20 protein-coding genes and 2 pseudogenes are annotated in these 24,458 nt (G+C 70.1%); 11 read left to right on the forward strand and 11 right to left on the reverse strand.

Annotated elements, in window-relative coordinates; translation table 11 throughout:
* Positions 1-124 precede the first annotated feature (124 nt).
* On the forward strand, positions 125-1,168 hold the full coding sequence (locus ACHFIV_RS12735; RefSeq protein WP_398967058.1) for a saccharopine dehydrogenase family protein: 1,044 nt from the start codon (positions 125-127) through the stop codon (positions 1,166-1,168).
* A 94-nt stretch (positions 1,169-1,262) separates the two neighbouring features.
* Here ACHFIV_RS12735 and ACHFIV_RS12740 read toward each other — a convergent pair whose 3' ends face one another.
* From ACHFIV_RS12740 to ACHFIV_RS12750, 3 genes are all read right to left on the reverse strand, one after another.
* The gene (locus ACHFIV_RS12740; protein ID WP_398967061.1) at positions 1,263-2,429 is read right to left on the reverse strand and encodes an alkaline phosphatase PhoX; all 1,167 of its coding nucleotides are present in this window, start codon (positions 2,427-2,429) and stop codon (positions 1,263-1,265) included.
* Positions 2,430-2,733: 304 nt separating this feature from the next.
* Positions 2,734-3,507 (reverse strand): calcium-binding protein, encoded by a 774-nt coding sequence (locus tag ACHFIV_RS12745; RefSeq protein WP_398967062.1) that lies wholly within the window; start codon positions 3,505-3,507, stop codon positions 2,734-2,736.
* Between the two features lie 235 nt (positions 3,508-3,742).
* Positions 3,743-4,258, reverse strand: coding sequence for a lytic polysaccharide monooxygenase auxiliary activity family 9 protein (locus tag ACHFIV_RS12750; protein ID WP_398967065.1), 516 nt, complete (start codon positions 4,256-4,258; stop codon positions 3,743-3,745).
* A gap of 454 nt (positions 4,259-4,712) precedes the next feature.
* Between ACHFIV_RS12750 and ACHFIV_RS12755 the strand changes: the two genes are divergently transcribed.
* Positions 4,713-4,859 (forward strand): hypothetical protein, encoded by a 147-nt coding sequence (locus ACHFIV_RS12755; RefSeq protein ID WP_398967067.1) that lies wholly within the window; start codon positions 4,713-4,715, stop codon positions 4,857-4,859.
* 751 nt (positions 4,860-5,610) lie between these two features.
* Here ACHFIV_RS12755 and ACHFIV_RS12760 read toward each other — a convergent pair.
* Positions 5,611-6,228 (reverse strand): TetR/AcrR family transcriptional regulator, encoded by a 618-nt coding sequence (locus ACHFIV_RS12760; RefSeq protein ID WP_398967070.1) that lies wholly within the window; start codon positions 6,226-6,228, stop codon positions 5,611-5,613.
* 121 nt (positions 6,229-6,349) lie between these two features.
* Here ACHFIV_RS12760 and ACHFIV_RS12765 point away from each other — a divergent pair, with 121 nt between their 5' ends.
* The 6 genes and pseudogenes from ACHFIV_RS12765 to ACHFIV_RS12790 all read left to right on the forward strand — a co-directional run bounded on the left by ACHFIV_RS12765 (position 6,350) and on the right by ACHFIV_RS12790 (position 13,171).
* The gene (locus ACHFIV_RS12765) at positions 6,350-7,189 is read left to right on the forward strand and encodes an alpha/beta fold hydrolase (RefSeq protein WP_398967073.1); all 840 of its coding nucleotides are present in this window, start codon (positions 6,350-6,352) and stop codon (positions 7,187-7,189) included.
* Positions 7,190-7,730: 541 nt separating this feature from the next.
* Entirely contained in the window at positions 7,731-8,984 is a 1,254-nt protein-coding gene (locus ACHFIV_RS12770) for a PP2C family protein-serine/threonine phosphatase (protein ID WP_398967076.1), read from the forward strand.
* Between the two features lie 397 nt (positions 8,985-9,381).
* Positions 9,382-9,657 (forward strand): annotated as a pseudogene (locus ACHFIV_RS12775) (alpha/beta hydrolase); the annotation flags it as partial.
* A 42-nt stretch (positions 9,658-9,699) separates the two neighbouring features.
* Complete coding sequence (locus ACHFIV_RS12780; RefSeq protein ID WP_398967079.1) at positions 9,700-10,287, forward strand: TetR/AcrR family transcriptional regulator; 588 nt, start codon at positions 9,700-9,702, stop codon at positions 10,285-10,287.
* A gap of 125 nt (positions 10,288-10,412) precedes the next feature.
* Positions 10,413-11,120 carry a type 1 glutamine amidotransferase domain-containing protein gene (locus ACHFIV_RS12785; RefSeq protein WP_398967083.1) on the forward strand — a complete coding sequence of 236 codons (708 nt, stop codon included), beginning with the start codon at positions 10,413-10,415 and terminating at the stop codon, positions 11,118-11,120.
* A gap of 623 nt (positions 11,121-11,743) precedes the next feature.
* Positions 11,744-13,171 carry an MFS transporter gene (locus ACHFIV_RS12790; RefSeq protein WP_398967086.1) on the forward strand — a complete coding sequence of 476 codons (1,428 nt, stop codon included), beginning with the start codon at positions 11,744-11,746 and terminating at the stop codon, positions 13,169-13,171.
* Between the two features lie 293 nt (positions 13,172-13,464).
* On the opposite strand, the gene ACHFIV_RS12795 is transcribed toward ACHFIV_RS12790, so the two are convergent.
* The 5 genes from ACHFIV_RS12795 to ACHFIV_RS12815 all read right to left on the reverse strand — a co-directional run bounded on the left by ACHFIV_RS12795 (position 13,465) and on the right by ACHFIV_RS12815 (position 19,192).
* The gene (locus tag ACHFIV_RS12795; RefSeq protein ID WP_398967089.1) at positions 13,465-14,049 is read right to left on the reverse strand and encodes a hypothetical protein; all 585 of its coding nucleotides are present in this window, start codon (positions 14,047-14,049) and stop codon (positions 13,465-13,467) included.
* On the reverse strand, positions 14,046-15,605 hold the full coding sequence (locus tag ACHFIV_RS12800; protein ID WP_398967092.1) for a sensor histidine kinase: 1,560 nt from the start codon (positions 15,603-15,605) through the stop codon (positions 14,046-14,048). The genes ACHFIV_RS12795 and ACHFIV_RS12800 overlap by 4 nt, the downstream gene beginning before the upstream one ends.
* Positions 15,602-16,285, reverse strand: a complete 684-nt coding sequence (locus tag ACHFIV_RS12805; RefSeq protein ID WP_398967094.1) for a response regulator — start codon at positions 16,283-16,285, stop codon at positions 15,602-15,604. Before ACHFIV_RS12805 ends, ACHFIV_RS12800 begins: the two co-directional genes overlap by 4 nt.
* 79 nt (positions 16,286-16,364) lie before the next feature.
* On the reverse strand, positions 16,365-18,038 hold the full coding sequence (murJ, locus tag ACHFIV_RS12810; RefSeq protein WP_398967095.1) for a murein biosynthesis integral membrane protein MurJ: 1,674 nt from the start codon (positions 18,036-18,038) through the stop codon (positions 16,365-16,367).
* Entirely contained in the window at positions 18,035-19,192 is a 1,158-nt protein-coding gene (locus tag ACHFIV_RS12815; RefSeq protein ID WP_398967098.1) for a lipid II:glycine glycyltransferase FemX, read from the reverse strand. Before ACHFIV_RS12815 ends, murJ begins: the two co-directional genes overlap by 4 nt.
* 193 nt (positions 19,193-19,385) lie before the next feature.
* Between ACHFIV_RS12815 and ACHFIV_RS12820 the strand changes: the two genes are divergently transcribed.
* Positions 19,386-20,591, forward strand: a complete 1,206-nt coding sequence (locus ACHFIV_RS12820; protein ID WP_398967101.1) for a L,D-transpeptidase — start codon at positions 19,386-19,388, stop codon at positions 20,589-20,591.
* A gap of 529 nt (positions 20,592-21,120) precedes the next feature.
* Positions 21,121-21,690 (forward strand): SMI1/KNR4 family protein, encoded by a 570-nt coding sequence (locus tag ACHFIV_RS12825; RefSeq protein ID WP_398967104.1) that lies wholly within the window; start codon positions 21,121-21,123, stop codon positions 21,688-21,690.
* A gap of 240 nt (positions 21,691-21,930) precedes the next feature.
* On the opposite strand, the pseudogene ACHFIV_RS12830 reads toward ACHFIV_RS12825, so the two are convergent.
* A pseudogene (locus ACHFIV_RS12830) lies at positions 21,931-22,038 on the reverse strand (IS5/IS1182 family transposase); the annotation flags it as partial.
* Between the two features lie 208 nt (positions 22,039-22,246).
* Here ACHFIV_RS12830 and ACHFIV_RS12835 point away from each other — a divergent pair.
* The gene (locus ACHFIV_RS12835) at positions 22,247-22,738 is read left to right on the forward strand and encodes an SRPBCC family protein (protein WP_398967106.1); all 492 of its coding nucleotides are present in this window, start codon (positions 22,247-22,249) and stop codon (positions 22,736-22,738) included.
* Positions 22,739-23,231: 493 nt separating this feature from the next.
* On the opposite strand, the gene ACHFIV_RS12840 is transcribed toward ACHFIV_RS12835, so the two are convergent.
* A complete protein-coding gene (locus ACHFIV_RS12840; protein ID WP_398967109.1) occupies positions 23,232-24,404 on the reverse strand; it encodes an epoxide hydrolase family protein in 1,173 nt (390 codons plus the stop codon).
* Positions 24,405-24,458: the final 54 nt, after the last annotated feature.

Below are 24,458 nucleotides of genomic sequence, written 5' to 3' on the forward strand. Positions count from 1 at the left end.
CGAAACTGTACGGGCCATGTCGTTTCCGACGCTCGTGCGGGGTGCTCCCGGAGGGACAGGATGCGGGTGTCAGCCCGCAGAGGATGTTCCTCGCCGCGGACGTTCGAGTACAGGGAGCAGTCTCATGGGTGCAGGTCAGCTGGTGACGGTGTTCGGTGCTTACGGTCATACCGGGCGGTTCGTGGTCGCGGAACTGGCCGCGCGCGGGTTCGTCCCGGTACTGTCCGGGCGCGATGCGCAGTCCCTGGAGGAGCTGGCCCACGAGCACGGGCTGGAGGCCAGGGTGGCGTCGGTCGACGACCCGGCCTCGCTGGACCGGGCCCTGGCGGGCACGGCTGCGGTCATCAACTGCGCCGGCCCCTTCGCATCGACCGTCAGCCCCGTGATCGAGGCCGCGCTCCGCGCGAGAATTCCGTACCTGGACGTGGCCGCCGAGCTCGAGGCCAACCTCGACACCTTCGCCCACTACCGCGAGCGGGCCCGGGCTGCCGGAGCAGTGATCGTCCCTGCCATGGCCTTCTTCGGCGGTCTCGGCGACCTCCTGGCCACCGCGGCGATGGGTGACTGGACCGAGGCCGACGAGGCGCACATCGCCTATGCGCTCAGCAACTGGCACCCCACCGCCGGTACCCGGCTCTCGGGCGCGGTCTCCCGCGAGCGACGCGGGAACCACCGCCTGCGCTACAGCGGCGGACAGTGGGAGCGCCGCACCGACCCGGCCCCCACCCTGGACTGGACGTTCCCGGAACCGACGGGAACCCGGCCGGTGGTCGGGGAGTTCACGATGGCGGACGTCGTCACCGTCCCCCAGCACCTCTCCATACCCGACGTGACGACCTACATGACGGCCGAGGCGGTCCGGGACATCGCTGCTCCCCACACGCCGGCGCCGACCGCCACCGACGAGAGAGGCCGCTCGAACCAGACCTTCCTCGTCGACGTCGCCGTCCGCTCCGGCCGAGCCGAACGCCGGGCCACGGCAAGCGGCCAGGACATCTACGCCGTCACCGCACCCCTCGTCGCCGAGGCCCTGGAGCGCGTCCTGACGGGCCGCACCAAGGCCGTCGGCGTCGTGTCCGCCGGTGAGGTCTTCGACGCCGCCGACTTCCTGCACGCACTCGTCCCGCACATCACACTCGACCTGCACCCGCGGAAGCAGGACGCCTGACCCCAGCCATCCGCCCGGCGGCCGGGCCTGTGCCCTCAGCGAGGCGGGCAGCGGACGCGGAACCGGCGCCGCGTCCGCTGCCGAGCGGAGCGGGTCAGGTGCGGAACGGCCCCGTGACCTCGTAGGTGATGCCGCCGGACGAGCTGCCACTGGTCCCGCGCTGCGAGGAGAAGTAGAGCCGCCTGCCGTCCGGGGAGAAGGCCGGACCGGTGATCTCCGAGCCTGACTGGCCGCTGATACGCAGGAACGGGGCGACGGTGTCGTCGGGGGTGATCAGGCAGATCTCCATGCTGCCGCCGTCCTCCGCGACGTACAGGTCGCCGGAGGTGGCGCGGGTGACGTTGTCGACGCCGGTCAGCGGGGCGGCGCCGCCCGTGACGAGCGAGTCGTCGTAGGCGAGGGAGAGGGACGAGGCGTTCGCGTCGTACGCCCACACCCGGTTGTCGCCCTTGGTGGTGAACCAGCAGGTGCCCGCCGCGTAGAAGCAGCCCTCGCCGCCGTTGAACACCTTGGCACCGGAGACCTGATAGCGGGTCTGGGTGGGCGATCCGTCCGGGTCGGGAACGGTCGTCCAGGTCACCGGGCCCGAGGTACCGGTGCCCGCCACCAGCACCTGCAGCGTGCCGGACGAGAGGTTGCCCCAGGTGGTGGGGCGGAAGCGGTAGAAGCGGCCGTCCGTCTCGTCCTCGGTGAGGTAGACGTAGCCGTGGTCGGGGTCCGCTGCGGCGGCTTCGTGTTTGAACCGGCCCATCGCGGGGCGCTGCACCGCGGTGTCCACTCCCCACGGGTCGGTCTCGTACACGAAGCCGCGGGTGACCTCCTCGCACGAGAGCCAGGTGTTCCACGGGGTCCGCCCGCCCGCGCAGTTGGTGTTCGTACCGGACAGGATCCGGTACGCCGAGGTGACGGTCCCGGACGAGCTGAAGCGCACCGCGCTCGCCCCACCGCCGCTGCTCGCGGACACCTCCGCGTTGGAGACGTAGATCCAGCCGCTGCCGTCGGTGAAGGTGGCACCGCCGTCCGGGGCCCTGTGCCAGGTGTACGAGGTGCCGGGGACGGTCTGCCCGGAGCGGGCGATGATCCTGCTGGTGAAACCGCTCGGCAGCAGAATGCCGTTGCTGTTGGCCGCCTGCAGCGCACCGTAGGGGCCTGCGGCCGGCTGGGCCGGATCCGCGAAGGCGGCACCCCGCCACAGGGTGCCGCCGAAAGCCGCCGCCGAGCTGCCGATCACCGCTGTGCGCAAGAAGGTCCGACGTTCCACGATCACTCCACGGGTGACGTGCTGGCCCGCCGGTCCGGTCGGCCCGGCGGGTCGAACGTCAGGACAGTAGAGGCGCGTAGTTGCCGAAGCGGCAACGCCCGGTGAACGGAAGGCAGTCAGTCCTCGCGCACCGGGAAGACCAGGACGGCGTCGTGGTCCAGGCAGGCGCCCGTTTCCAGTCCGGGGCGCCGTCTCCACAGCGGCGACGCGATGACCGGCCGCCCTGCGGCGGCTCGTGGACCGTGCCCAGGCCGGTGCGCGGTCACGGCCGTGGTCGCTCCCGTGTGTGAGGGCCGGGTGACGCCTACGGGAGGACGATGTTACGGCCCGGACCTCCTTCGACCATGTCGTTCCCCGGGCCGCCGGCCATCAGGTCGTCGCCGGCCTCGCCGTGCAGCATGTCGTCGCCGGAGCCGCCGAGGAGGACGTCCCTGCCGTCTCCGCCCATGACGTGGTCGTCGCCGGAGCCCGCGTACACGAGGTCCTTGCCGCCGTAGCCCTCGACCATGTCGGCGCCCCGGCCGCCCCACATCCGCTGGTCGCCGTCGTCGCCCATCAGGTGGTCCATGCCGTCACCGCCGTCCAGGAGGACGCGCCCCATGACCATGTCGTCGCCCGCGTCACCTCGTACCGTGTGCGCGGTGTGGGCGTGCAGGGTGTCGTCACCGGGTCCACCACTGACGGTGGCGACCCCGAGGTCGCTGGTGGCGATCTCGTCGTCGCCGTCGCCGAGGAAGACGTCGATCCGGTCCGGCCGGGTGCTGCCGGTGGGCAGTTCGCAGACGACATACGTCTCGACCCCCGGCTCCAGGTACGCGCAGTGGTCGCCGGGGCGGAGCGGGACCACGTCGCGGAAGCCGATGCGCCGGACCCCGTCTCCCTGGTCCATCGGAACCACGTGGAGGTCGTTGACCTGCCCCGGGGCGGCGGTGAAGGTGATCGACTGCGTCGCCCGGTCGGTGCCGATGCGGGCCTTTGCTCCGATGGCGGTGGGAGCCGCGACGGCCGGGGACGCGGCGAGGCCGGCGGCGAGCAGGGCGACGACGGCTGCGCGGGCGGTGACTCGGTGGCGGTTCATGGGGCCTCGTCTCGATGGGATGGCCGGTGTGGCGGCCCGGCGGCGTGCTCGCCGTGTACGAGCGCGATGCCGCCCGGCGTGATCACCCGCGTACAGGCGCGGTAGTGGCTGGTGCCTGGAGCGGACGGTGCACCGTCCGCTCCAGGCGTCAGCCGGTCTGAATCGTTCGGGGCCGGTGCCTGTCAGCAGCGCCGGTCGGCGCTGTGGTGCGATGGCACGGCAGTGCGGTCGAGTGTCAGCTCACGTTCACGTCCACGCAGGCGTAGAAGGCGTTGGCGGTGTCCGCGATGTTCCAGACGGCCAGCACCTTCTGCTTGCCCGTCAGGTTGCCGAAGTTCACCTGGTGGGAGACGGTCTCGCCCGGTCGGGCACCGCCGTCGTTGAACTCCGCGATCTTCCGGCCCCCTGCGTAGTACTGCCATGTGCTGGTGGCGTGCCGTGCCGTCAGCCGCCAGTTGAAGCTGGTCGTCCGGCTGACCGGGGTTACCTTCCAGCCTTTGCCGTCGTTGTTGAGCTCGGCGAAGGCGGCGTTGCCTCCATGGCAGCTCATTAAGCCCTTGGGGCCCTCGACACTCTGCGGCTCGTACTTGATGGAACCGCAGGAGACCGTGCCGGCGGCGCACTGGGCCTGCCGACTCGGGGGCGAGGAAATGTAGCCGTGCGCGCTCGCGTTGCCGGCGGGCAGGCTGATGGCCAGGAGCGGGGCGATGCCCATCCCGATGGCGATGGCCAGCCGTTTCTTGCTCTTCATGAGAACTCCTCCGGGGGGGGTTGGTACTTGCCTGCGCGAAACTGGCAAGCGTGTACATGACAAGCGATGACATACATGGCGCCGGAGCGGACAACGCTTGGCCAGGAAAGCGTACCCTGCTTGGTCTAGACCAAACTAGAGGGCGAGTGCGACCGACCGGTGGAGGAGATCGGGTCGGCCTCGGCTTCCGGCACCCCGAGCGCCGGTCCGATCGGCGTTCCGCCTCTCCCCTCGACCTCGGCTCCGCACGCCGCCGTACGACTGGCGGCGGACACGCCGGTGACGGGCAGCGCCGGTCGGCCCGGGGCTCGGAGGCGTCGCACGGGCACGGGCCACGGGAGCCCGGTCCGCGGTCCGGCGCACGGGACGTGCGGCGACCCTGCACGGATCGATGCCCGGGCATCCCCCCGTCTTTGCGGGGCAGGAGGACGGCATACCGACTCGAGGAGGAACCATGTCCGGACTGATCGCCCGCCTCACGCAGTTCACCCGCAGCCCTCAGGGCCGACGCACGATCACATCGGCCAGACGCGCCGCGGCCGACCCGCGCAAGCGCGCCCAGGCTCGCCGCCTGTTCGGCCGGTTGCGCGCACGCCGGTGAGTCGGTGCTTCGGCCAGGGCGCGCGGAAGGCGATGACCGGCATCGTGCGCCTGGATGTCCGGGCGGGCGGATCGGCTCCGCTCGCCTTCCAGAGCACTTGCCGGTGGGCGGGTCTGAACCCGTCTGAACCCGCCGGACCGGCCTGACTGCCATTCCGCTGGGCACCGGTCCGGACCGCTCCCCTTTTCCGGGACACCGAACCGGTGGCCACCGGAAACGGCACACAAGCCGCGAGACATCGGGCAGCATCCCGGGGTCGAGTCACGGCCAGGACTCCGCGCACGGATCCTGCTGACGGACGAGTTGGCGACTGGGGCACGGACGCAGCTGAAGGGGTGCCATGACCGACCGGCCCGAGGATGCGGCGCACGGTGGCGGCCTCGGAGGGGCGCACGAGGGTGCCCTGATCGCGTCGGCCTCGCGCCCAGGATGCTGATGCCGAGCTCGCACTCCGTGAGGCCGGGACGGGCAGTGGTCCTCCGCCCCGGCGGCAGCGGCACGCAGCCGACGGACGGGACGAGCGGGCCTGGTCTCCGCAAACAGATCGGCGCCGACGCGCTGGTCGCGCTCCATCGGACCGGGCATTCCCCCGGTTGAGCACGGCGGCACGGATCTCTGCCCCCGAAAAGCGCCGTCGTCGGCCTGGCACTTGATCGCACGACGTCACTCAACCGGACAACGAGCGGTGTGGGACGAGTACGAGCGCCCGTCGGACCCGGAAAACCCTGCCCGGTGACACGCCCTGTGGGGCTCAGCGCGTGCCCGTGGCCCCGTCCAGCAGCGCCGTTGCCAGCGTACGGGCGTGCGCCAGTCGACTGCCGTCGCCCTCCAGTCCGGCCCGCACCATCGCACCCTCCAGCAGGAAGGACAGGTGTTCCGCCAGCGCGTCGGCCTCCCCGGGGCTCTCGGGCAACAGCTGCCGGAGGTGGTCGAGGATCAGCCCCTCGACTGTCTCCTTGTGGCGGCGTACGACGTCACGTCCGGCGTCCCCGACGGGCAGCTCGGCCGCCACGTTGAGCAGGCCGCAGCCGCGGAACCCGGTCTCTTGGGCGGTCTCCGCACAATCGGCGTAGGTGTCGAAGACGGCCAGGACCGCCTCGCGGGGGCCTTCCGCCCCCTTGAGCCGTGAGCGGTACGTCGCGAGCCACTCCTTATGCCGGGCGTCGAGATAGGCCCTGACCAGCTCGGCCTTGGAGGAGAAGTTGTTGTACAGACTCGTCTTGGCCACGCCGGCTTCGGCGATGATCGTGTCGATCCCGGTAGCTGTCACACCGTCGGCGTAGAAGCGGCGTGCGGCAGTCACCAGCAGACGCTCCCGGGCCGGCCGCCGCCTGCCGACCGCAGCCGCTCCCGTCTCGATCTCGTTCATCCCAGGCTCTCCGATAGCGGTGGACGGACAGTTTTCACCAGGGCGCACCATCATCCACTAAGTGAACAGACCTGTACAGTTTAGCTCAGGAGGCAGATCTACCCAGTCAGGAGCCGACCGCATGCACTTCCTGCCCAGTGACCTGATCGTTGACGGGGTCCGCATCTCCTACCGCGACCGCGGTGAGGGCGATCCGGTGGTATTCGTGCACGGCACGCCCTCGTACTCGTACGAGTGGCGGAACGTCGTGCCGCACGTCGAGGCCGCCGGCCACCGAGCGATCACCTACGACCTGCTGGGTTACGGGCGCTCCGAGCGCCCGGTGGACCGCGACACCTCGGTCGCCGCACAGACGGACCTGCTGTGCGGCCTGCTCGATGCCCTGGACATCGAGCAGGCCACCGTCGTCGGCCACGACATCGGCGGCGCCATCGCTCAGCGATTCGCCATCGCCCGCCCCGGGCGGGTGCGGCGGCTCATGCTCATCGACACGGTCAGCTACGACTCCTGGCCTTCCGCGACCTGGCGGAAGATCATCGAGGAGCAGGTGGAGGAACACATGCAGCTGCCGCAGGAGGCGTTCGACGCCCTGCTCACCCGGCAGCTGGAGATGACGGTGGCCGACGGCGGGGCGACGATGACCGGTGACGTCCTCGCCGCGTACCTGGCGCCCCACCGGTCGGCACCGGGCCGTGTCTCCTTCTTCGAGCACCAGGTGCGGCACTACGACTCCCGGTACACCGAGGAGATCACCGACCAGCTCGCGTCCCTGACCATGCCGGTCCGTATCCTCTGGGGCGAGCGCGACCGGTGGCAGCCCCTGGCCTACGCGCGGCAGCTCGCCGCCCACATCCCCGGCGCCCGCCTCACCGTCATCCCCAGGGCCGGGCACTTCGTGATGGAGGACGCGCCCGAGCGCGTCACGGAGGAGATCCTCGGCTTCCTCGGCGGCGGGTCATGAGATCGACGGCGGCCGGCCGGATCCGGTCTGGTGCACCTCCCTCGCGGTTCTGGACGAAGGTGGCTGCGAAGTCGTCCGACGCGACCCCGCCCACCGCCAACACGACGCCGTCAAGAAGACAAGCATCGACCGGATCGCCCGCGACCGGTCGGGGTGTCTCGCCGCACGCAGCCTGGCCGGCAGCACAACGCTGAGCCGGCCCCGGACGCCGGCCTCGTTCCACGCACCAGGCCGGCGGCCGGCGCGTCACGCCTGCACCGAAGGCCGGTTCCAGCGACGGGTATGCGTGGAACGCGTGGACGAGTCCCGCTCCTGCGTGCACAGTGCACACGATTCCCTCGTTCGTCGTTGACAGTCCTTCTACGGGCCCGCTGTCCGGGGCCAGTCGGCCGGCGTGCGCCTGACGCCGGCGATGGCGAAGACTCGGCCGTCGAGCTGGACCGCGATGTGTTTCTCGCGTGTACCTGTAGCGCGAGGTCCATCCTTGGAGGGGGACGGAAACACATGCGAGTGGTCACGAGACGGAGACCGGATGAGCGCCATGGCGTATGGCAGTGAGCGGATGCTGACGGGGCTGCTCGAGGCCTCGCACACCATGTCCATGGAGCAGCTGCCTGCCACCGTGCGGGAGCACGCTGCGTGGGCGGGGCTGAACAATGTGCTGATCTACCTGGCCGATCTTCAGGAGGACCGGTTGCGGCTGCTGACCGGACATGGTCTGGACGCGGGACGCGAGAGCGATCCGTATCCGGACGAACTGCCGGTGGACGGCACGCTCCCCGGCCGCGCGTACGAGACCATCAAGGAGTTGCCCGACACGGAAGACGCAGCGGGCCGGTGGTGGGTGCCGATGCTGGACGGCGCCGAGCGCATCGGTGTCCTGCGTGTCGACACCGCCGCCGACAGCGCGGGCGAGCAGGTGAAGCCGCTGCTGCGGCACCTGGCGACATTGGTCACGATGCTGCTGATCGAGAAGCGGCCGCACAGTGATTCCTACGCACGCAGAGTACGGATCCGGCCGATGAACGTGGCGGCGGAGATGCAGTGGAACCTGATGCCACCGCGTGCTTTCGCCAACAGGAGCGTGACGGTCAGCGCGGTCCTGGAGCCGGCCTACGAGGTCGGCGGGGACGCCTTCGACTACGCCTTGGCCGACGACACCATCCACCTGGGCATCTTCGATGCCATGGGTCACGACATCGCCGCAGGCCTGGCCGCCAACCTCGCCGTCGCCGCCTGCCGCAACGCCCGTCGGCAAGGTGCCGACCTCATCGAGACCGGACGGCTGATCGAACAGGTCCTGGTCAAGTACCTGTCCCAGACCCGCCACGTCACCGCGGCCCTCGCCGACCTCGACCTGAGCACCGGGGAACTGGCCTGGATCAGCCACGGACACCACTCCCCCATCCTGGTCCGCGAAGGCCGGTGGTCGCCCCTACCACCGTGCCCACCCGGCCCACCGCTCGGCACCGACCTGGGCCTGGAAGCCACCCTGTGCCATGCGCAGCTCAACCCCGGCGACCGCCTCGTCCTGTACACCGACGGCATCACCGAAACCCACGACCCGGGCGGGCAGGAGTTCGGCCTGGACCGGTTCATGGACTTCGTCATCCATCACAACGCCGCCGGAATGCCCGTCCCCGAAACCCTGCGCCGTCTGATCCACAGCATCCTCGACTACCACCAGGGCCGTCTCCAGGACGACGCCACCGTTCTGTTCCTCGAATGGCACGGCCCCCGGGAGACCGCCGAGCACCCCGACTTCATCCTCTACTCCCACCCCGACAACCGGTAACCGCACGGCCACTCCGGCGCGGTGTGCTGCAGGTCGACGCGGCCGAGAGGGCGGTCGACGGTACGCGTGCCGGTGCGGTGTGGGACTTCGAGTGGCACGCATGCGGCACGGTGGCGGACATCGCCGCGTGCACCGGAGTCGCGCTCCGGGAACGGCGGCATTCCTGACCGCACAGATCGGCCGGGCATCTCGCCACCGACCGAAAGCGGCGGGCACCCTGCCGGAACGAGCTTCGTGAGCGCATGGCTCAGCTGCCCTGGGAAGCGGTCGATCACACGTTGACGATCGAGTAGACCAGTCGTATAGTCCTTCACATCGGAACGCGGCGCACGCCGGTTCCACCCGCCACTCCCGGACAAGGACAACCGCCATGGGCCGCATCAGGGCCGGCACGGTCACCGGCCATTACGACGACTTCTTCGATCTCGACGGGCACCTCGGCACCAGGGTCGGCGAGGAGGCGGCGCGCGACGCCTGGGACGTGGCGACAGGCACCGACGCGATCGCCGCGGCGGCCGCGCCCCTGACCTGGGCCACCGACTTCCGCGCCGGCATCCCGCGAAGCGGCGTCCCGGCGCTGTTCGGGCACGGGACCGCCGACCGCATCCTGCCCGTCGAAGCCACCCACACGGCCGGGGTCAACGCGATCCTGCCGGACTTCCTGGACGGCTGACCGAGAATAGACGACCGGTCTATTGAGCGATAGGATGGACACATGCCAGCCACTCAGGGCGACACCCGCCGCAGCATTCTGGACTCGGCTCAGCGCATCATGTCCCACAAGGGATTCGCCGCAGTGGGGATCAACGAGATCCTCTCCGAGGCCGGAGTCCCCAAGGGGTCCTTCTACCACTACTTCAACTCCAAGGACGCCTTCGGCGAGGCGATGATGCGGTCGTACTTCACCGACTACCTCGCGGACATGGACCGCGTCCTGGCCGAGCCGGGCCTCACCTCGGCGCAGCGGCTGATGAACTACTGGCAGGCCTGGCACGAGACGCAGAGCGTCGACGAGTGCCAGGGGAAATGCCTGGCCGTCAAGCTGGGCGCGGAGGTCTCCGACCTGTCGGAGTCGATGCGGCTCGCACTGAAGGACGGCACCACCGCCATCGTCGACCGGCTGGAGCGGACGATCGCCAAAGGTCTGGAGGACGGCTCGCTCGCGGTCGACGATGACGCCCGCACCACCGCGCAGGTCCTGTACGACATGTGGCTCGGCGCAAGCGTCATGGCCAAGATCCACCGGGACGCCGGCCCCATGACCACCACGATGGCGGTCACCCGTCGACTCCTGCACCTGTAACGCCCACACCGTTTACGACCCACCATCCCCACCATCCCGCCCGCGTCCGCGCGGCCTTGCGACGAACACAAGACGACCGGTCTATTAACAAGACGACTGGTCTACTTACTCAAGGAGCAGCAAGCATGAAGGTTCTCATCGTCCTGACCTCGCACGACGAGCTCGGCACCACTGGCAGGAAGACCGGCTTCTGGCTGGAGGAGCTGGCCGCCCCCTACTACCGGTTCAGGGACTCCGGCATCGACCTCGTGCTCGCCTCGCCCAAGGGTGGCCGCCCGCCTCTGGATCCCAAGAGCAACGAGCCGGCCAACCGGACCGACGAGACCCGCCGCTTCGAAGCCGACCCCGATGCCATGGACGCTCTCGCCCACACCGTCCGTCTCGACTCCGTCTCCGCCGACGACTTCGACAGCGTCTTCTACCCCGGCGGTCACGGCCCCCTGTGGGACCTGGCCGAGGACGCCGTCTCCGTTCGCTTGATCGAGACCACCCTGCGCACCGGCAAGCCACTCGCTCTGGTCTGCCACGCCCCCGGTGTCCTTCGGCACGCGGTGAACACGGACGGTTCGCCGCTGGTGCGGGGCAAGAGGGTCACCGGGTTCACCAATAGCGAGGAAGAGGGGGTCCAGCTCACCGAAGTGGTCCCTTTCCTGGTCGAGGACGAGCTCGTGGGGCTCGGCGGCGACTACTCCAAGGGTGAAGACTGGGCGCCGTACGTCCTGCGGGACGGCCTGCTGATCACAGGGCAGAACCCCGCCTCCTCCGGTCCGGCCGCCGACGCCCTCATCGAGCTCGCCACCAGGACCGCCGCGACCGGTCAGGCCGGCGCGTGAGCGTCTCCGTCGTGATGCTGCGCCGAGCGGAGTGATGACCCCGCCGGGGTGGAGGCCCGAGCGGCTCCGGCCCCGGCGGACCCGCCAAGGCCACCCGGTCACTCCCGTCGTGCGATACGACCCGATCCGGGCCCTGGAGGGCGATCCCCTCGACGGCGCCCTCATCCCCCGGCCCCCCACCGCGAGGCAGCACCTGTCGGGGACGGCAGCCCGGCCCGCCAGCACGCACCACCCCACCGGCGCGCCGCCGCCGAGCACCTCATCGTCATCGTCATCGTCATCGTCGACGGCCTCCCCTGCCCTCCGCATCCGCCGATCCGCCAGGCCTCGCGGTCCGCGGAGGCGGCTGGGGTGTGTGCGTCCACGCGCGGGAGCCGGTCTCCGGAGTTCAGGGTGGGGCGAAGGGGCGGCACGGGGGGGCGGCGGCCAGCCGGTGCCACCACCCGACCGGTTCCACCATCCCACATGATGGACAAATTTTCATCGGTCCGTGAGATGCATGAGAGCGTTGCGGCGCCCGCACTGGTAGCGCGGCCTTGCCACGAGGGGGCGTGCGCCGCCATGCGGGACCGTCGGCCCTCTACGTCGACGGCCGCACTCCGCCCTCGTGGGAAAGCCCCAGAATGCACGCTCCCACCACCGGACCCGCCCAGGCCCCGTCGCAGTCCCCGGCCGAGGCCCTGCCCGCCAACTCGCGGTCCCGCGTCCTGATCGCCAGCCTCATCGGCACGACGATCGAGTTCTACGACTTCTACGTCTACGCGACCGCCGCGGTCCTGGTCTTCCCGAGACTCTTCTTCCCGAGCAGCGACGCGACCACGGCCCTGCTCTCCTCCTTCGCCGTCTTCGGCGCGGCGATGGTCGCCCGCCCGATCGGCGCCATCGTCTTCGGCCACCTCGGTGACCGCCTCGGCCGCAAGGGCACCCTGGTGGCCTCGCTGCTCACGATGGGCATCGCCACCTTCCTGATCGGTGTTCTGCCGACCTACGCGCAAGCCGGCTGGGTCGCCACTGCACTGCTGGTGCTGATGCGGCTCGCCCAGGGCTTCGCGCTCGGCGGCGAGTGGAGCGGCGCGGCCCTGGTCGCCACCGAGAACGCACCCGCAGGGAAGCGCGCGCTGTGGGGCACGTTCCCGCAGCTGGGCGCACCGCTCGGGTTCATCATCGGCAACGGCCTCTTCCTGATCATCGGCGCGCTGCTGCCCTCCGCTGCGGGCGCCGACCCCTCGCAGCCCTCCGACGCGTTCCTGAGCTGGGGCTGGCGGATCCCGTTCCTGTTCTCGGCTGTCATGGTCGCGATCGGTCTGTGGGTGCGTATGCGCCTGGTCGAGTCGCAGGTCTTCGCGAAGACGCAGGAGACCGGCAAGGTCCGCAAGCTGCCGCTGGCCACCGTCTTCCGCCACCACTGGAAGCAGCTGATCATCGGCAGCTTCGCGATGCTGGCGACGTACGTCCTCTTCTATCTGATGACGACGTTCTCGCTGAGCTACGGCCGCACCGCCGAGGACGCGGACGTCCCGGGCCTCGGCTACAGTTACACCACGTTCGTCCTCATGTTGATCTTCGGTGTGCTGTTCTTCGCCGTGTTCACCCTGGTCTCGGGCCCGCTCGCGGACAAGTACGGCCGCCGCAAGACCCTCGCCTGGGTCACCGCAGGCATCATCGTCTTCGGCCTGGTCTGGGTGCCACTGATCAACCTGGGCACGCTCGGCGTGGTCCTGTGGCTGGTCCTCGGCTTCACCCTGATGGGCACGACGTTCGGCCCGATGGGCGCGATGCTCCCGGAGCTCTTCCCGACCAGCGTCCGCTACACCGGCTCAGGCATCGCCTACAACGTCAGTTCCATCCTCGGCGCGGCCGTCGCCCCGTTCGTCGCGGTCGCCCTCTGGGAGGCCGGGGACGGCTCCCCGTGGCTGGTCGGCGTCTACCTCTCCGTGATGGCGGTCCTCACCCTGATCGCCCTCCTGATCGGCAAGGAGACAAAGGACGTCGCCCTGGACGAGGGTGAGGTACCGGCTTCCCCCGCCGGGGCCGAGGCTCCCTCCGCCTGACGCGCACCCGGCGCCGCGGCGGTGCTGCCCGTAGGGGAGCGGCGCCCGGTGCCTGTTGCCGGCGTACCGGCCGGCGGCCCACGTGCGTGAACGTACCTGGGTCTTCGGCCGGTGCGGCCGGAATGCGTGCCCGGTGCCGGACGGGGGCGAACGCCGCCTGCCACGACACGCACCAACCCGTCCGGCCGGGCCTCCACGCAACACCGCTCCTGCGCAGGGCACGCCCCCGGACACCCGGCGAACCACTCGGCCACGTCGCCACCCGGACCACCGAGTGGCCCCTCCCTGCTGCCTCACCGCGGGGCCGACCCGGCGGCGGACGACGCGACGCCCGGCCGAGGGTCGCACCGTGCGGGAGCGCGCGTGCCGTCCGTGCCCCGCAGCGTCACCATCGGTGTGCCGTCGACGTTCTCCGCGAACGCCACCGTGCAGACGAGCTGCCCCTCGGCGGGCCGGGTGAGCCCGTCGAGGGGCGCCGCCAGGGTGACTTCAACCCCGTTCGCGGTCGTCCTTGTCCTCGCTGGGGCGTTCAAGGCGGGCAACGACGTCTCGTTGACCAGTCCCGCCCGCTTCTCCGCTTCGTTCGGGCCGGCCAGCAGCGCGGCGACGGCCTTCTCCGTGGCGGGCCGACCCCCCTCCTCACTGCTGTCCGGTCCCTGCTGCTCACCGGCGAACCCGCTCTCACCGACGGACCGGGGAACGGGCATCAGCACACCGTCCGGAGAGAGGAAGAACAGAAGCATCCGCACCTGACGGGCAGGGAGGACGTCGACAGTCGCTGCGCTGCCCGCGCCGACGACGTCGGTCTCCTGGATGCCGCACGCTGTGAGCGGGAGCCAGGCCGCGCACACGGCCACCGTACGCAGGCACACCCTCATGCCGGTGCCCTCTCCGTGTCGTCCCGTGACGGATCCACCAACGCCGTCGCCTCGTCGGCACCGGGTCCGTCCACGCCGTTGGCTCGTTCGTGCCCGGTGGGCCCACCGAGGGGGATCTCGACCGTGAAGACGGCTCCGCCGTCCGGTCCGTTCCCGGCATGGACGGCGCCGCCGTGGAGCCGGACGTTCTCCTGGGTGATCGCCAGACCCAGGCCGCTGCCCGCCGATCTGGTACGGGCCGCGTCGGCCTTGTAGAACCGGTCGAAGATGTGGGGCAGCACGTCCGTCCGAATGCCGGGCCCGTTGTCGGCGACCTCCAGGACCAGCAGCTCCGCGCCGTCGGCGGCCGTCCGCGTGCGCAGGCGGACCGTCACCGGCTCCGATCCGTGCCGCAGCGCGTTGCCGACGAGATTGGCGACGACGACGTCGAAACGGCGCGGGTCGAGCCGTGCCCGGATCCCGACCGGCAGTTCGGTGTCGACACGGTCATCCCACCGCCGGTGCAGCAGGGTCCTGCCGATGGTCTCGGCGACGTCGACCTCGTCGGTGTTCAGCTCGGCCGCACGTGCGTCGAAGCGGGAGATCTCCATCAGGTCCTCCACCAGCACCGCCAGCTTGCCGGTCTCCGCGCTGATCAGCCGGACGGCCCGTGCCGTGTCCGGGTCGAGGCCGTCCGCGTCCTCGTCGAGCACCTCGGTGACGGCGAGCATCCCGGCGAGCGGGGTGCGCAGTTCGTGTGAGACGTCGGAGGCGAACCGCCGGGCACGCGCCTCCGCCTGTTGCAGTTCGTCGACCGACTTCTCGAGCTGCGCCGCCGACTCGTTGAACGTACGGGCCAGATCCGCCAGTTCGTCGCTCCCCGACACCTTGATCCGCGCGTCGAGCCGGCCACTGCCCATCGAGCGGGCCGCCCTGCGCAGTTCACGGACCGGGCGCAGCACACTGCCTGCGGCGATCAGAGCCGGCACCAGGGCGATGGCGAGGCCGGGCAGTGCGCCGTCGCGCGCGGCGGTGACCAGCGCGTCGACGTTGGCCTGCTCCTCACTCATCCGCATCACCGCGAACAGGACCAGCCCGGTGGGCACGGTGGCGGCACCGCCGGTCCTCGTCAGCACGGGCACTCCGACGGTGAGATACGGGACACCGTTCTTCAGGACCCTCTGGAAGCTCCCGTGCGACGTCGTCAGGGCGGTGCGGCGCAGCTCGGGGGTGATCACGGAGGAGGTGGGGCTGGTGCTCGAGGAGACACGCAGCGAGCCGTACTCGGCGAAGACGATCCACGGATGGGGCTTCGCCTTGCTCGCGAGGACGAACAACAGCTCGCGCAGTGTCTCCGGGTCGACGGGAAGTGCGGGCGCGAGCGTCTCCACCTGTTCGCGGAAGGAGGCGACCGCGGTGTCCTGGGCGCTGACGAGGACGGCGCTGCGCGCCTCACGGTAGGTGAGTGTCGCGGTCGTCCCCGCGCTGACGGCCGCCACCAGCAGGAAGGCGAGGACGAGGCGCGTGCGCAGACCGAAGGTGGCTATCCGCCGGACGCTCGTGCGGGCGGGGCTCACAGGGGTCCGAAGCGGTAACCGAAGCCCCGCAGGGTCTGTATGTAGCGCGGGCTGCCCGGGGTGTCCTCGATCTTGTTGCGCAGTCTGCGGACACAGGCGTCGACCAGACGGGAGTCACCGTGGTAGCTGTGCTCCCACACGTGCTCGAGCAGTTGCTGACGGCTGAACACCTGTTCCGGCGCGGCCGTCAGGTGGAGAAGCAGTCTCATCTCGGAGGGTGCCAGGGCCAGGCGTTCACCGGACTTGGCGATGGTCAGGCCTACGCGGTCGACGGCGAGGTCTCCGTGGAACTCGACGGTCGGGCGGCCGCTGCCCGGGGCCTCGATCCTGCGCAGCACGGCGCGGATGCGGGCCTCGATCACCTCGGTGCGGGCCGGTTTGACGATGTAGTCGTCGGCGCCTGCCTCCAGGCCGATGACGACGTCGAAGTCGTCGCCTCGGGCGGTGAGCATGATGATGGGCAGCTGGCTGTCCTCCCGCACCCGGCGGCAGACCTGCACACCGTTCATTCCGGGCAGCATCAGGTCCAGCAGGAGCAGGTCGGACCGGAATTCGCGCAGTGCGGCCAGTCCGGCCTCTCCTGTGGCGGCCGTGCGGACCTCGTGGCCGCGGCGGCGCAGTCCCAGCTCGACACCCTCGCGCACGGAGGGGTCGTCTTCGATGAGGAGCACGCGGGGCATGTGCGGGGCGTCCCTGGGGATCGTGGTGGGCGGGTCAGGAAGGGTAACGCTTTCCGTGGGCTTCACGGTTCCGCCGGTCTCAGCGCCCGCGCCGGAGCCGGGCGACCGCGCCGGTGACGAGGGAGTCGACCTCGGTGAGGCGCAGAGGGCGGGCGAGGAGGACGAAGACGGCTGCCACGGAGAGCGCGCCGGCTGCGGCGGCGACGGCCGGTCCGGCGGTGGCCGACACTCGCGCGGCGCAGACTCCGAGCAGGGTGGCGGGCACGGCGGCGGCGAGCAGCCTTGCCTGAGCGGCAGCGGTGCCGGAGCGCCACAGCGGTGGGCGGGGCGGGACGGAGCAGGGCGGGCGGGATGGATCCTTGCCGGGCGACAGTCTGCGGTGCAGCACCAGAGCGGTCAGGGCCCAGCCCGCGAACAGGGCCAGCGAGTAGCCGCCGGCCATGCCGGTGACCGCCCAGCGCGCCGGCAGGAGTTGGTACGCCGTCCATGACAACCCGGCGTTGAGGCCCGCGATCACCAGGTTCAGCAGGAACGGGGTGCGTGTGTCGGACAGGGCGTAGAAGGAGCGGGACAGCACGTACTGTCCGGAGAAGGCGATCAGTCCGGGGGCGAAGGCCATCAGGATTCCGACGAGTACCGCGACGTCCTCCGGTCCGGTCCTGCCGTACCGGAAGACCAGCGCCGTGGCCGGGTGGGCCAGCGCGAGCAGCGCACACGCGGCGGGCACGATCAGAGCTCCGCTCGTGCGCAGCGCGTACCCCGCGTCCCGCCCAACCGCCGCCGTGTCGCCGTCGGCCGCCGATCGGCTCATCCGCGGCATCAGCGCCGTCACCAGGGACACCGTGACGATGCCGTGCGGCACCATCCAGAGGGTGTAGGCGTTGTTGTACGCGCTGAACCCCGCGCCCTCGACCTGCTGGGCGGCGGCGCGGGCTCCGGCGGACGTCGCGAGCCGGGTGGTGACCCAGTACCCGGCCTGGTTGCTGAGCACCAGCAGGACCAGCCAGCCCGCGGAGCGCAGTGGCCGGGTGAGGCCGCTGCCGCGCCAGTCGAACCGGGGCCGGTAGCGGAAACCGGTGGCCCGCAGCGACGGCAGCAGGGCGAGCGCCTGGACGACGATTCCGGCCGTGGTGCCCCACCCCAGGAGTGCCCGCTCGCCGGTGGTCAGCTCACCGCCCGCGCCGATTGCCAGGTAGAGGCCGAACACGGCGATGACGACGACGTTGTTGAGGACCGGTGTCCACATCATGGCGCCGAAGCGGCCCCGGGCGTTGAGCACTTGACCGAGCAGGGTGAACAGGCCGAGGAAGAAGATCTGCGGCAGGCAGTACCGGGCGAACGCGACCGTCATCGCGTGCTGGTCCGGCGGGTAGTCCGAGTAGAGGCCGACGATCGCCGGCGCCGCCCACACCGCCGTTCCCGTGAGTACGAGCAGGGCCAGTACGCACAGGGTGAGCAGCCGGTCGGTGTAGGCCTCGCCCCTGTCCTCGTGTTCCTTCGCCGCCCTGACCAGTTCCGGCACGAACACCGCGTTGAGCGCGCCGCCGAGCAGCAGGACGTAGACGATGGTGGGTGCCGTGTTGCCCACCGCGTACCCGTCGGCGACCATCCCGAGGCCGAGTGCCGCGGCGACGACCGCGGAGCGTATGAACCCGGTGGTGCGTGAGACGACCGACCCCGCCGCCATGATCGCACCACTGCGCAGTGCGGATGGCTGCTCCACCGTCGGCCCGGCTGTCGCGGTGGTGGTCATCGTCGCGCCATGTAGGTCTGGAACGCGCGGTACAACGCGTGGTTGGCCGTACCGTCCAACGGTCTCTCCCACTCCCCCACGGTTTCGACGACCTCGCCGCCCGTGCCGAGCTTCCAGCGCAACAGCCCGTACGGACGGTCGTCGGGATCGAGGGTGGAGGGTACCCCACGCATGTCGTACACGTCGGCGCCGAGTGCGTGGGCGTCGAGCAGCATGCGCCACTGCAGGAGGTTGGAGGGCCGGACCTCACGGCGGTGGTCGGCGGAGGCGCCGGTCTGGTACCAGATCCGGCGGCCGAAGCGGATCATGGTGTGGGCAGCGAGTATCTCGCCCTCGTGGCGGGCGAGGTAGATCTGCATACGCCCCGGTTCCTCCGCGTTGAGGGCGGCGTACTGACGCTCGTAGTACCCCAGGGACCGGCCGAGGCGGAAACCGTCGCGTTCCTCGGTGATCCGCAGCAGTCGGTAGAACTCCGGCAGGTCCGCCGCGCTGCCGACGACCACCTCGACGCCCGACTTCTGCGCCCGGCGGACGTTGCGCCTCCACTCCTGGTTGAGCCCCGCCCACAGGTCGTCAGTCGTACGCCCGGTGAGCTGGACCCGAAAGACGTGGCGCGGCTGCGCGTCCTCGTCGTCCTCGCCTCCGCACCGGTTCCAGCCTCGGGCACGGAGCCGTTCCGCGACGGCTGTGCCGAGCGGATCCACCTCACTCGCGAGGACGTCGGAGAGCCTGCGGCCGGGCCCGGTCCCCGATCTGAGCCGTGTCCTGCTCCATCGGCGGTACGTCGGCGAGGGGCCTATCCGTACGGCGAACACTCCGGACGCGCGCAGATGTCTCAGAAGCGGGCCGAGCCAGCCGTCGATGTCCGGGTCGGCCCAGTCGGCGACCGGTCCTTCCGGCAGGTAGGCGAAGTACTTCCGGGTCCCGGGGAGTTGACGCAGCAGGACGAGCGCGGCACCGGTCAGCCGGCCGGCCGCCGGGTCCGGTCCCCAGCCCACCAGTTGGGAACGCCAGCCGTCCTTGACCTGAGCCCACGACGGGCTCTGCAGGAACCCTGCGCCCAGGTCGGAGCCCGCGCCGGAGAGCAGGAACGAGCGGTACGTCTCGGAGTCGATGAGTCCCAGCGGTGTTTCCTGACCGCGGACAGCCGTCATGAGCAGCGATGACACGGTATGAGCCTCTCTGTGGGGAGTGCAGAGAAGGCTCACAGCCGTCCGTGACCGCTCGGCGCGGCGAATGTGACCGGACGATGACCGTTGTCCTGCAGTCGCCGTCACATGGCCACAGTGCCGCCGACCTGGGCTTTCCTGGTCCTACAGTCTCGGTGTCCCGACCCGGTCACGAAGGATGGAGATTCCCTTGAGCCTTATACGTGTGCGCACCGCGGCGGTCGCGGTGCTTCTGGCACCGCTCGCGGCCTGCTCCTCGGGAGGAGGCTCCGGCGCCGCGGCGGGGGACCCCGAGGGCGGCGGCACCAGCACTGTGGAGGACCGCCCCGCGACGGTGACCGTGACGCCGGAAGGCAACGGCGTGCGGGCCGGTGGCACGGTGAGGGTCACCGCGGCGGGAGGCACCCTCACCTCGGTCGGCGTCACCGACGACGAGGGCCGCCCTCTGCCGGGGAAGGCCACCGCCGACGGGGTGACCTGGGTCTCGTCCCGCAAAGCGGTCCCCGGCACCTCGTACACCGTCACCGCCACGACGACCACGAAGGCCGGCACGGCGAACACGGTCACGTCCGAGTTCACGACGGCTGAGGCCGACAAGGTCAACAGGGTCGACTGGCGGCCCGGTGTGAGGACGGTCGTCGGCGTCGCCCAGCCGGTCTCGCTGGCCTTCGACAACCCGGTCGCCGACAAGGCCGCAGTCGAGAGGCAGTTGAAGCTGACCACGTCGAAGGCCACCGAGGGGTCCTGGGCCTGGCTGAAGGACTGGACCGGCCGTGACCGGATCGACTGGCGCCCCAAGGAGTACTGGAAGCCCGGCACGAAGGTCTCGCTCAGCGCCGAGCTGAACGGTACGTACTCCGGTGACGGCGGCTGGTTCGTCCGTGACTACTCGACCAGCTTCACCGTCGGCGCGAGCCGGATCGTCAAGGTCGACCTCGACCGGAAGCAGCTCATCCTGGAACAGGACGGGCGGACGGTCCGGACCATTCCCGTCTCCGGCGGCACGCCCGGCGGCGACAGACGCTCCTGGCGCGGGACCGCCGTACTGATGGCCAAGGAGGGCACGATCAACATGAACTCCGAGACCGTCGGCCTCGGCGACGCCTACGACAAGATGGTCGACCAGTCGATGCGGCTGACCTGGTCCGGCATGTACGCGCACGCGGCGCCGTGGAACGCCAAGTGGTTCGGTAAGGCGAACAAGAGCTCCGGCTGTATCGGCATGAGCGACACGAACGCCGCCTGGCTCTACGCCCGGCTCCAGCCCGGCGACCCGTTCGAGATCCACGGCAAGGACACCAAGGGCGTCGTCGCCCCGGGCAACGGCTTCGGCGACTGGAACGTGCCGTGGGCCGAGTGGCAGACGAAGAGCGCCCTGCGCTGACACGGGTGACCGGCTCGCGGTCAGGGGGTTACGTGCCCCGTGCGGGGAAAGGGGGGGCCTTGTCGGAGCCGTCGAATGTGCTGACCGTACGTCAGTGCCCGGCCCTGGCAGGACTGCCCTTCCGGCGGCGGCGGGCGAGGCCTTGAGGCCGGGGTGAGCGGACCCTTCCGCCGGCTGACCCGCAGGGCCCGAGAAGAGTGCGCAAGGAACCGCAGGAGCATGCCGGTTGGGTCTGCGCATTCGGCGGGCTTCACAAGCGACCGCTGTCGTTTCTCGTGCCGCCGTGGCCCGCCGGTCTCCTGGAGGCTCGCTCCTCGGCTGGGCCCGCCGGGCCCAGCGGTTGTCCGTGCGCAGTCGGCGGGCGGCCACTTCGGGAACCGGCCCTGGGTCCCGGGTCGCAGGGTGATTGGGGAGAGGGACTCGAAGCGTGGGCGAAGTACCATCCCCGCAGGGTTCTCCGGTCGGCACTTCGCCATCTCCGCCGCGGCGCGGTCGTACGGAGGCATGCGTCTGAGGTGGGCAGAGGGCAATGAGTGTGGCTGAGAGTTGGTCCCGAGTGATGGCTCTTCTTCGGCAGCACGCCCCGGCCGATCACGCGGATCTGCCAGGTCCCGCCACGGAGCAGATGCTCGCGGCCGCCGAGGTGCGGATGGGGGTCTCCCTCCCCGGAGATCTGCGGACGTGGCTGTCGCTGAACAATCTGGATCTGCCTGAGGAGGATGTCGACGACGAAGTGGCGTGTTGCGGCTTCGACGGGTTCCCGGACGAGGGAAGCTTCTTTCTCGGCATTCAGGCGATGGAGAAGCTCTACGCGAACCGCCGCGTGCCCGGTGGCTTCGACCCTCCGGACCATCCGGACAATCCGTTCTGGCGTAATGAGTGGATTCCGTTCCTGTCGGACCGGGACGGCTGGACGGGGAAGTTCATCGACGTGCGGGACGGGCGTGTCGGCAGGTGGTTCGTCGGTGAGATCACGGTCACGGGCGAGTACGAATCGATGGCCCGGTATTTCGACTCCGTAGCGGAGATGCTGGCGAGGATCGCCGATGGGGGCTCCCCGGGCTGTGAGGTCATCGAAGGTCGACTCGTCTGGTCGTGAGACGGTCCCCCACCGCATGCCGGACATCACCGGTCCTCGCCCTGGAGCGGCGACGAGTTCGTCAGCGTCGAGGATTCGGGGTGCGGAGGGCTGCTGCGACGGCAGTCATGCGGTGGGGGCTTCAGCGGCCTCCTGGGGGATCCGCCAGGGCTTGGGTCGCAACGCGTCGTTCGACCGGTGCTCGTCCCGCGGACAGAGCGCCGTTGACTGTTCGCTGAGTCGTGGTGGGCGCACGCTGGCGGGATGGAGCTTGCAGCGTCGGTCATCCTCACGGGTGACGATGGGTATGGATACCCACTCGGCCAGAGCATGAGGCAGGTCGAGTGCGGCAGGATGGGGAGCCGACAGGGCTTCTGTGCCGTGGAGTGGGGTGCGACTTCGCACGCTTCCCACACAGCGCGGGGGCTTGTGCGTTGCGGTTCCCATCCTGCCCGGTTCTGCGTCACTCGATCAGTGGCCACCTGAAAGGGCTGACCGACACAGAACACAGTGCCCTCAGCCGAGGAGCACGACGCGCAGTACAAAAGCACGTTTCGTGAAGGAAATGATGCGCATCATGAGATACACCGTCTCCATCGAGATCGCTCTGCCGCGGGAGAAGGTGGTCTCCCTGCTCGCCGACCCGGCACACCTGCCGAAATGGCTGCGGGGCCTGGTGCTGCACGAACCGCTGAGCGGGGAGCACGGACAACTCGGAAGCACGTCGCGGGTCCTGATGCAGACGGGCCGGCGGAAGATGGAGTGCACCGAGACCATCACACGCCGGGAACCGGCGGACCTGCGCGAGATCCCGAGAACCAGCGTCGTGCATTTCGAACGCGAGATCGTCGGCGAGGGCATGTGGAGCGCCGTGCGCGACCGGCTGACCGAAGCCGGACCGGAAATGACCCTCTGGGAAAGCGAGAACGAATACCGGTTCAGCGGTTTCCTGATGAAGCTGGTGGGACTTCTGATGCCCGGTGCCTTCCGTAAGCAGTCGCATCAGCACATGCAGGACTTCAAGGCGTTCGCCGAGCAGGGAAAGGACGTCCGCGAAGCGAGGGGCTGATCTGCCCTGGTAAGGGGCAGGTGTACCGGCGGTGTCCGGTGATGGCCGGGGCCGAAGGCGGCCAGGCCGTTGCTGCGGTGCGCCGCACGCGTCGCAGCGCTTCAGACATCCGCGCGGAGTGGCCGGCCGGTCGGGGCCGCACTCACGCGCCCCCGGAGCGCGGCCTGCCTCGGGTGGCGAGCCACCAAGCAATCGTCCGGACCTGGTTCAGCGGCGAGTGTCTCCGAGCGCGAGTGGATGCGCCGCCTCAGCGGACGGCTCGACATACCGCCAGGTCGGCGGCCCGGACGGGGCCGGCACCATCCGTTCGGGAGCTGCGCCCGGGAGTGGAACGGCCCGCGGCGCCGGCCGCCTGACATGCGGCCGCGCCCCGGGCCTGGGCGGACCAGGGCAGCAGGGAAAGGGCAGCGACGCGGAGCGCGGGCGAACCGTGTCGTACGGACAGCGCTCGAGCCGGATCAGGCGGTCAACGAGTGCCGGCGTCCAGCCGCTCTCACCGATGAGCGGCCAGCACTGCGGCAAGTCCCTCTCGCAGATCCTTGACGAAGTACTGGGGGACCTCCAACGACGGGAAGTGCCCCCCGGTCTCGGGCGACCTCCAACGGACGATCCGCCGGTATCGCTCCTGCGCCCAGACGCGTGGATACTTCTCGATGTCGTGCGGATACTGTGTGATTGCCGACGGGACGTCGACCCGGAGCCCGGGGTCCAGTGAGTTGTGGCTCTCGTAGTAGATGCGGGCCGACGATGCTCCCGTCCGGGTCAGCCAGTACAGGGTGACGTCGTCAAGAAGTCGGTCCCTGGAGATCGTCTCGAAAGGACTGTCTCCGGTGTCCGACCACTCTGCGAACTTGTCCAGAATCCAGGCAAGAAGCCCGACCGGTGAGTCCACCAACGAGTAGCCGATGGTCTGTGGCCGGGTCGCCTGCTGCTTCGCGTACGCCGCGCGGTGCTGCCAGAAATCGCGGGTGTCCTCGGTCCATCGGCGCTCGGCCGTCGTCAGTCCGTCCGTCGTCAGCCCGGGCGGCGCCTCCGCGAACGTGCTGTGGATGCCGAGAACGTGCGCCGGGAACCTGCCGCCGAGAACCGTGGTGACCACGCCTCCCCAGTCGCCGCCATGGGCCACGAACTCGGCATAGCCGAGCCTCCCCATCAGTTCGACCCATGCGGCCGCGATCATTTCGGTTCCCCATCCGGTGGTCGTCGGCTTGTCGCTGTATCCGAAGCCCGGCAGCGAGGGAACCACGACGTGGAACGCAGGCGCGTCCCCATCCTCCGGATCCGCCAACTCCCCGACCACGTCGGTGAACTCGGCGACGCTACCCGGCCAGCCGTGCGTCATGATCAGAGGCGTGGCATCCGCGCGCGACGATCGGCGGTGCAGGAAGTGAATTCCCAGACCATCGATGGTCGTGCGGAACTGACCGATCCGGTCGAGGCGTTCCTCGAAGGACCGCCAGTCGTACTCGGTGCGCCAGTAGTGCACGACGTCGATGAGGTCGGCGAGAGGAACGCCCTGCTCCCATCGGCGAGGGCCGCGCGCGGCGCCGTGAACCGTCTCGGCCTCCGGCAGGCGCGCCGAGGCCAGTCGTATGCGCAGATCGGCGAGATCGGCGTCCGTTGCGTGAGCCTCGAACGCTTGCACGTCGCTGGTCGGGTGGGACATGAGACCTCCTGGCTTCGCGGAACCGGCCAAGACGGTTCTACCGTTCTCCCGACC

This window comes from Streptomyces sp. ALB3 (assembly GCF_044385685.1).
In the GTDB taxonomy this organism is placed as follows: Bacteria; Actinomycetota; Actinomycetes; order Streptomycetales; family Streptomycetaceae; genus Streptomyces.

What these genes read in the sequence shown, in the direction of transcription:
- ACHFIV_RS12735 (WP_398967058.1), top strand. Translation starts at nt 125, where the DNA reads ATGGGTGCAGGTCAGCTGGTGACGGTGTTCGGTGCTTACGGTCATACC.
- ACHFIV_RS12745 (WP_398967062.1), bottom strand. Translation starts at nt 3,507, where the DNA reads ATGAACCGCCACCGAGTCACCGCCCGCGCAGCCGTCGTCGCCCTGCTC.
- ACHFIV_RS12750 (WP_398967065.1), bottom strand. Translation starts at nt 4,258, where the DNA reads ATGAAGAGCAAGAAACGGCTGGCCATCGCCATCGGGATGGGCATCGCC.
- ACHFIV_RS12755 (WP_398967067.1), top strand. Translation starts at nt 4,713, where the DNA reads ATGTCCGGACTGATCGCCCGCCTCACGCAGTTCACCCGCAGCCCTCAG.
- ACHFIV_RS12760 (WP_398967070.1), bottom strand. Translation starts at nt 6,228, where the DNA reads ATGAACGAGATCGAGACGGGAGCGGCTGCGGTCGGCAGGCGGCGGCCG.
- ACHFIV_RS12765 (WP_398967073.1), top strand. Translation starts at nt 6,350, where the DNA reads ATGCACTTCCTGCCCAGTGACCTGATCGTTGACGGGGTCCGCATCTCC.
- ACHFIV_RS12770 (WP_398967076.1), top strand. Translation starts at nt 7,731, where the DNA reads ATGGCGTATGGCAGTGAGCGGATGCTGACGGGGCTGCTCGAGGCCTCG.
- ACHFIV_RS12780 (WP_398967079.1), top strand. Translation starts at nt 9,700, where the DNA reads ATGCCAGCCACTCAGGGCGACACCCGCCGCAGCATTCTGGACTCGGCT.
- ACHFIV_RS12785 (WP_398967083.1), top strand. Translation starts at nt 10,413, where the DNA reads ATGAAGGTTCTCATCGTCCTGACCTCGCACGACGAGCTCGGCACCACT.
- ACHFIV_RS12790 (WP_398967086.1), top strand. Translation starts at nt 11,744, where the DNA reads ATGCACGCTCCCACCACCGGACCCGCCCAGGCCCCGTCGCAGTCCCCG.
- ACHFIV_RS12795 (WP_398967089.1), bottom strand. Translation starts at nt 14,049, where the DNA reads ATGAGGGTGTGCCTGCGTACGGTGGCCGTGTGCGCGGCCTGGCTCCCG.
- ACHFIV_RS12805 (WP_398967094.1), bottom strand. Translation starts at nt 16,285, where the DNA reads ATGCCCCGCGTGCTCCTCATCGAAGACGACCCCTCCGTGCGCGAGGGT.
- murJ (WP_398967095.1), bottom strand. Translation starts at nt 18,038, where the DNA reads ATGACCACCACCGCGACAGCCGGGCCGACGGTGGAGCAGCCATCCGCA.
- ACHFIV_RS12815 (WP_398967098.1), bottom strand. Translation starts at nt 19,192, where the DNA reads ATGACGGCTGTCCGCGGTCAGGAAACACCGCTGGGACTCATCGACTCC.
- ACHFIV_RS12820 (WP_398967101.1), top strand. Translation starts at nt 19,386, where the DNA reads ATGGAGATTCCCTTGAGCCTTATACGTGTGCGCACCGCGGCGGTCGCG.
- ACHFIV_RS12825 (WP_398967104.1), top strand. Translation starts at nt 21,121, where the DNA reads ATGAGTGTGGCTGAGAGTTGGTCCCGAGTGATGGCTCTTCTTCGGCAG.
- ACHFIV_RS12835 (WP_398967106.1), top strand. Translation starts at nt 22,247, where the DNA reads ATGAGATACACCGTCTCCATCGAGATCGCTCTGCCGCGGGAGAAGGTG.
- ACHFIV_RS12840 (WP_398967109.1), bottom strand. Translation starts at nt 24,404, where the DNA reads ATGTCCCACCCGACCAGCGACGTGCAAGCGTTCGAGGCTCACGCAACG.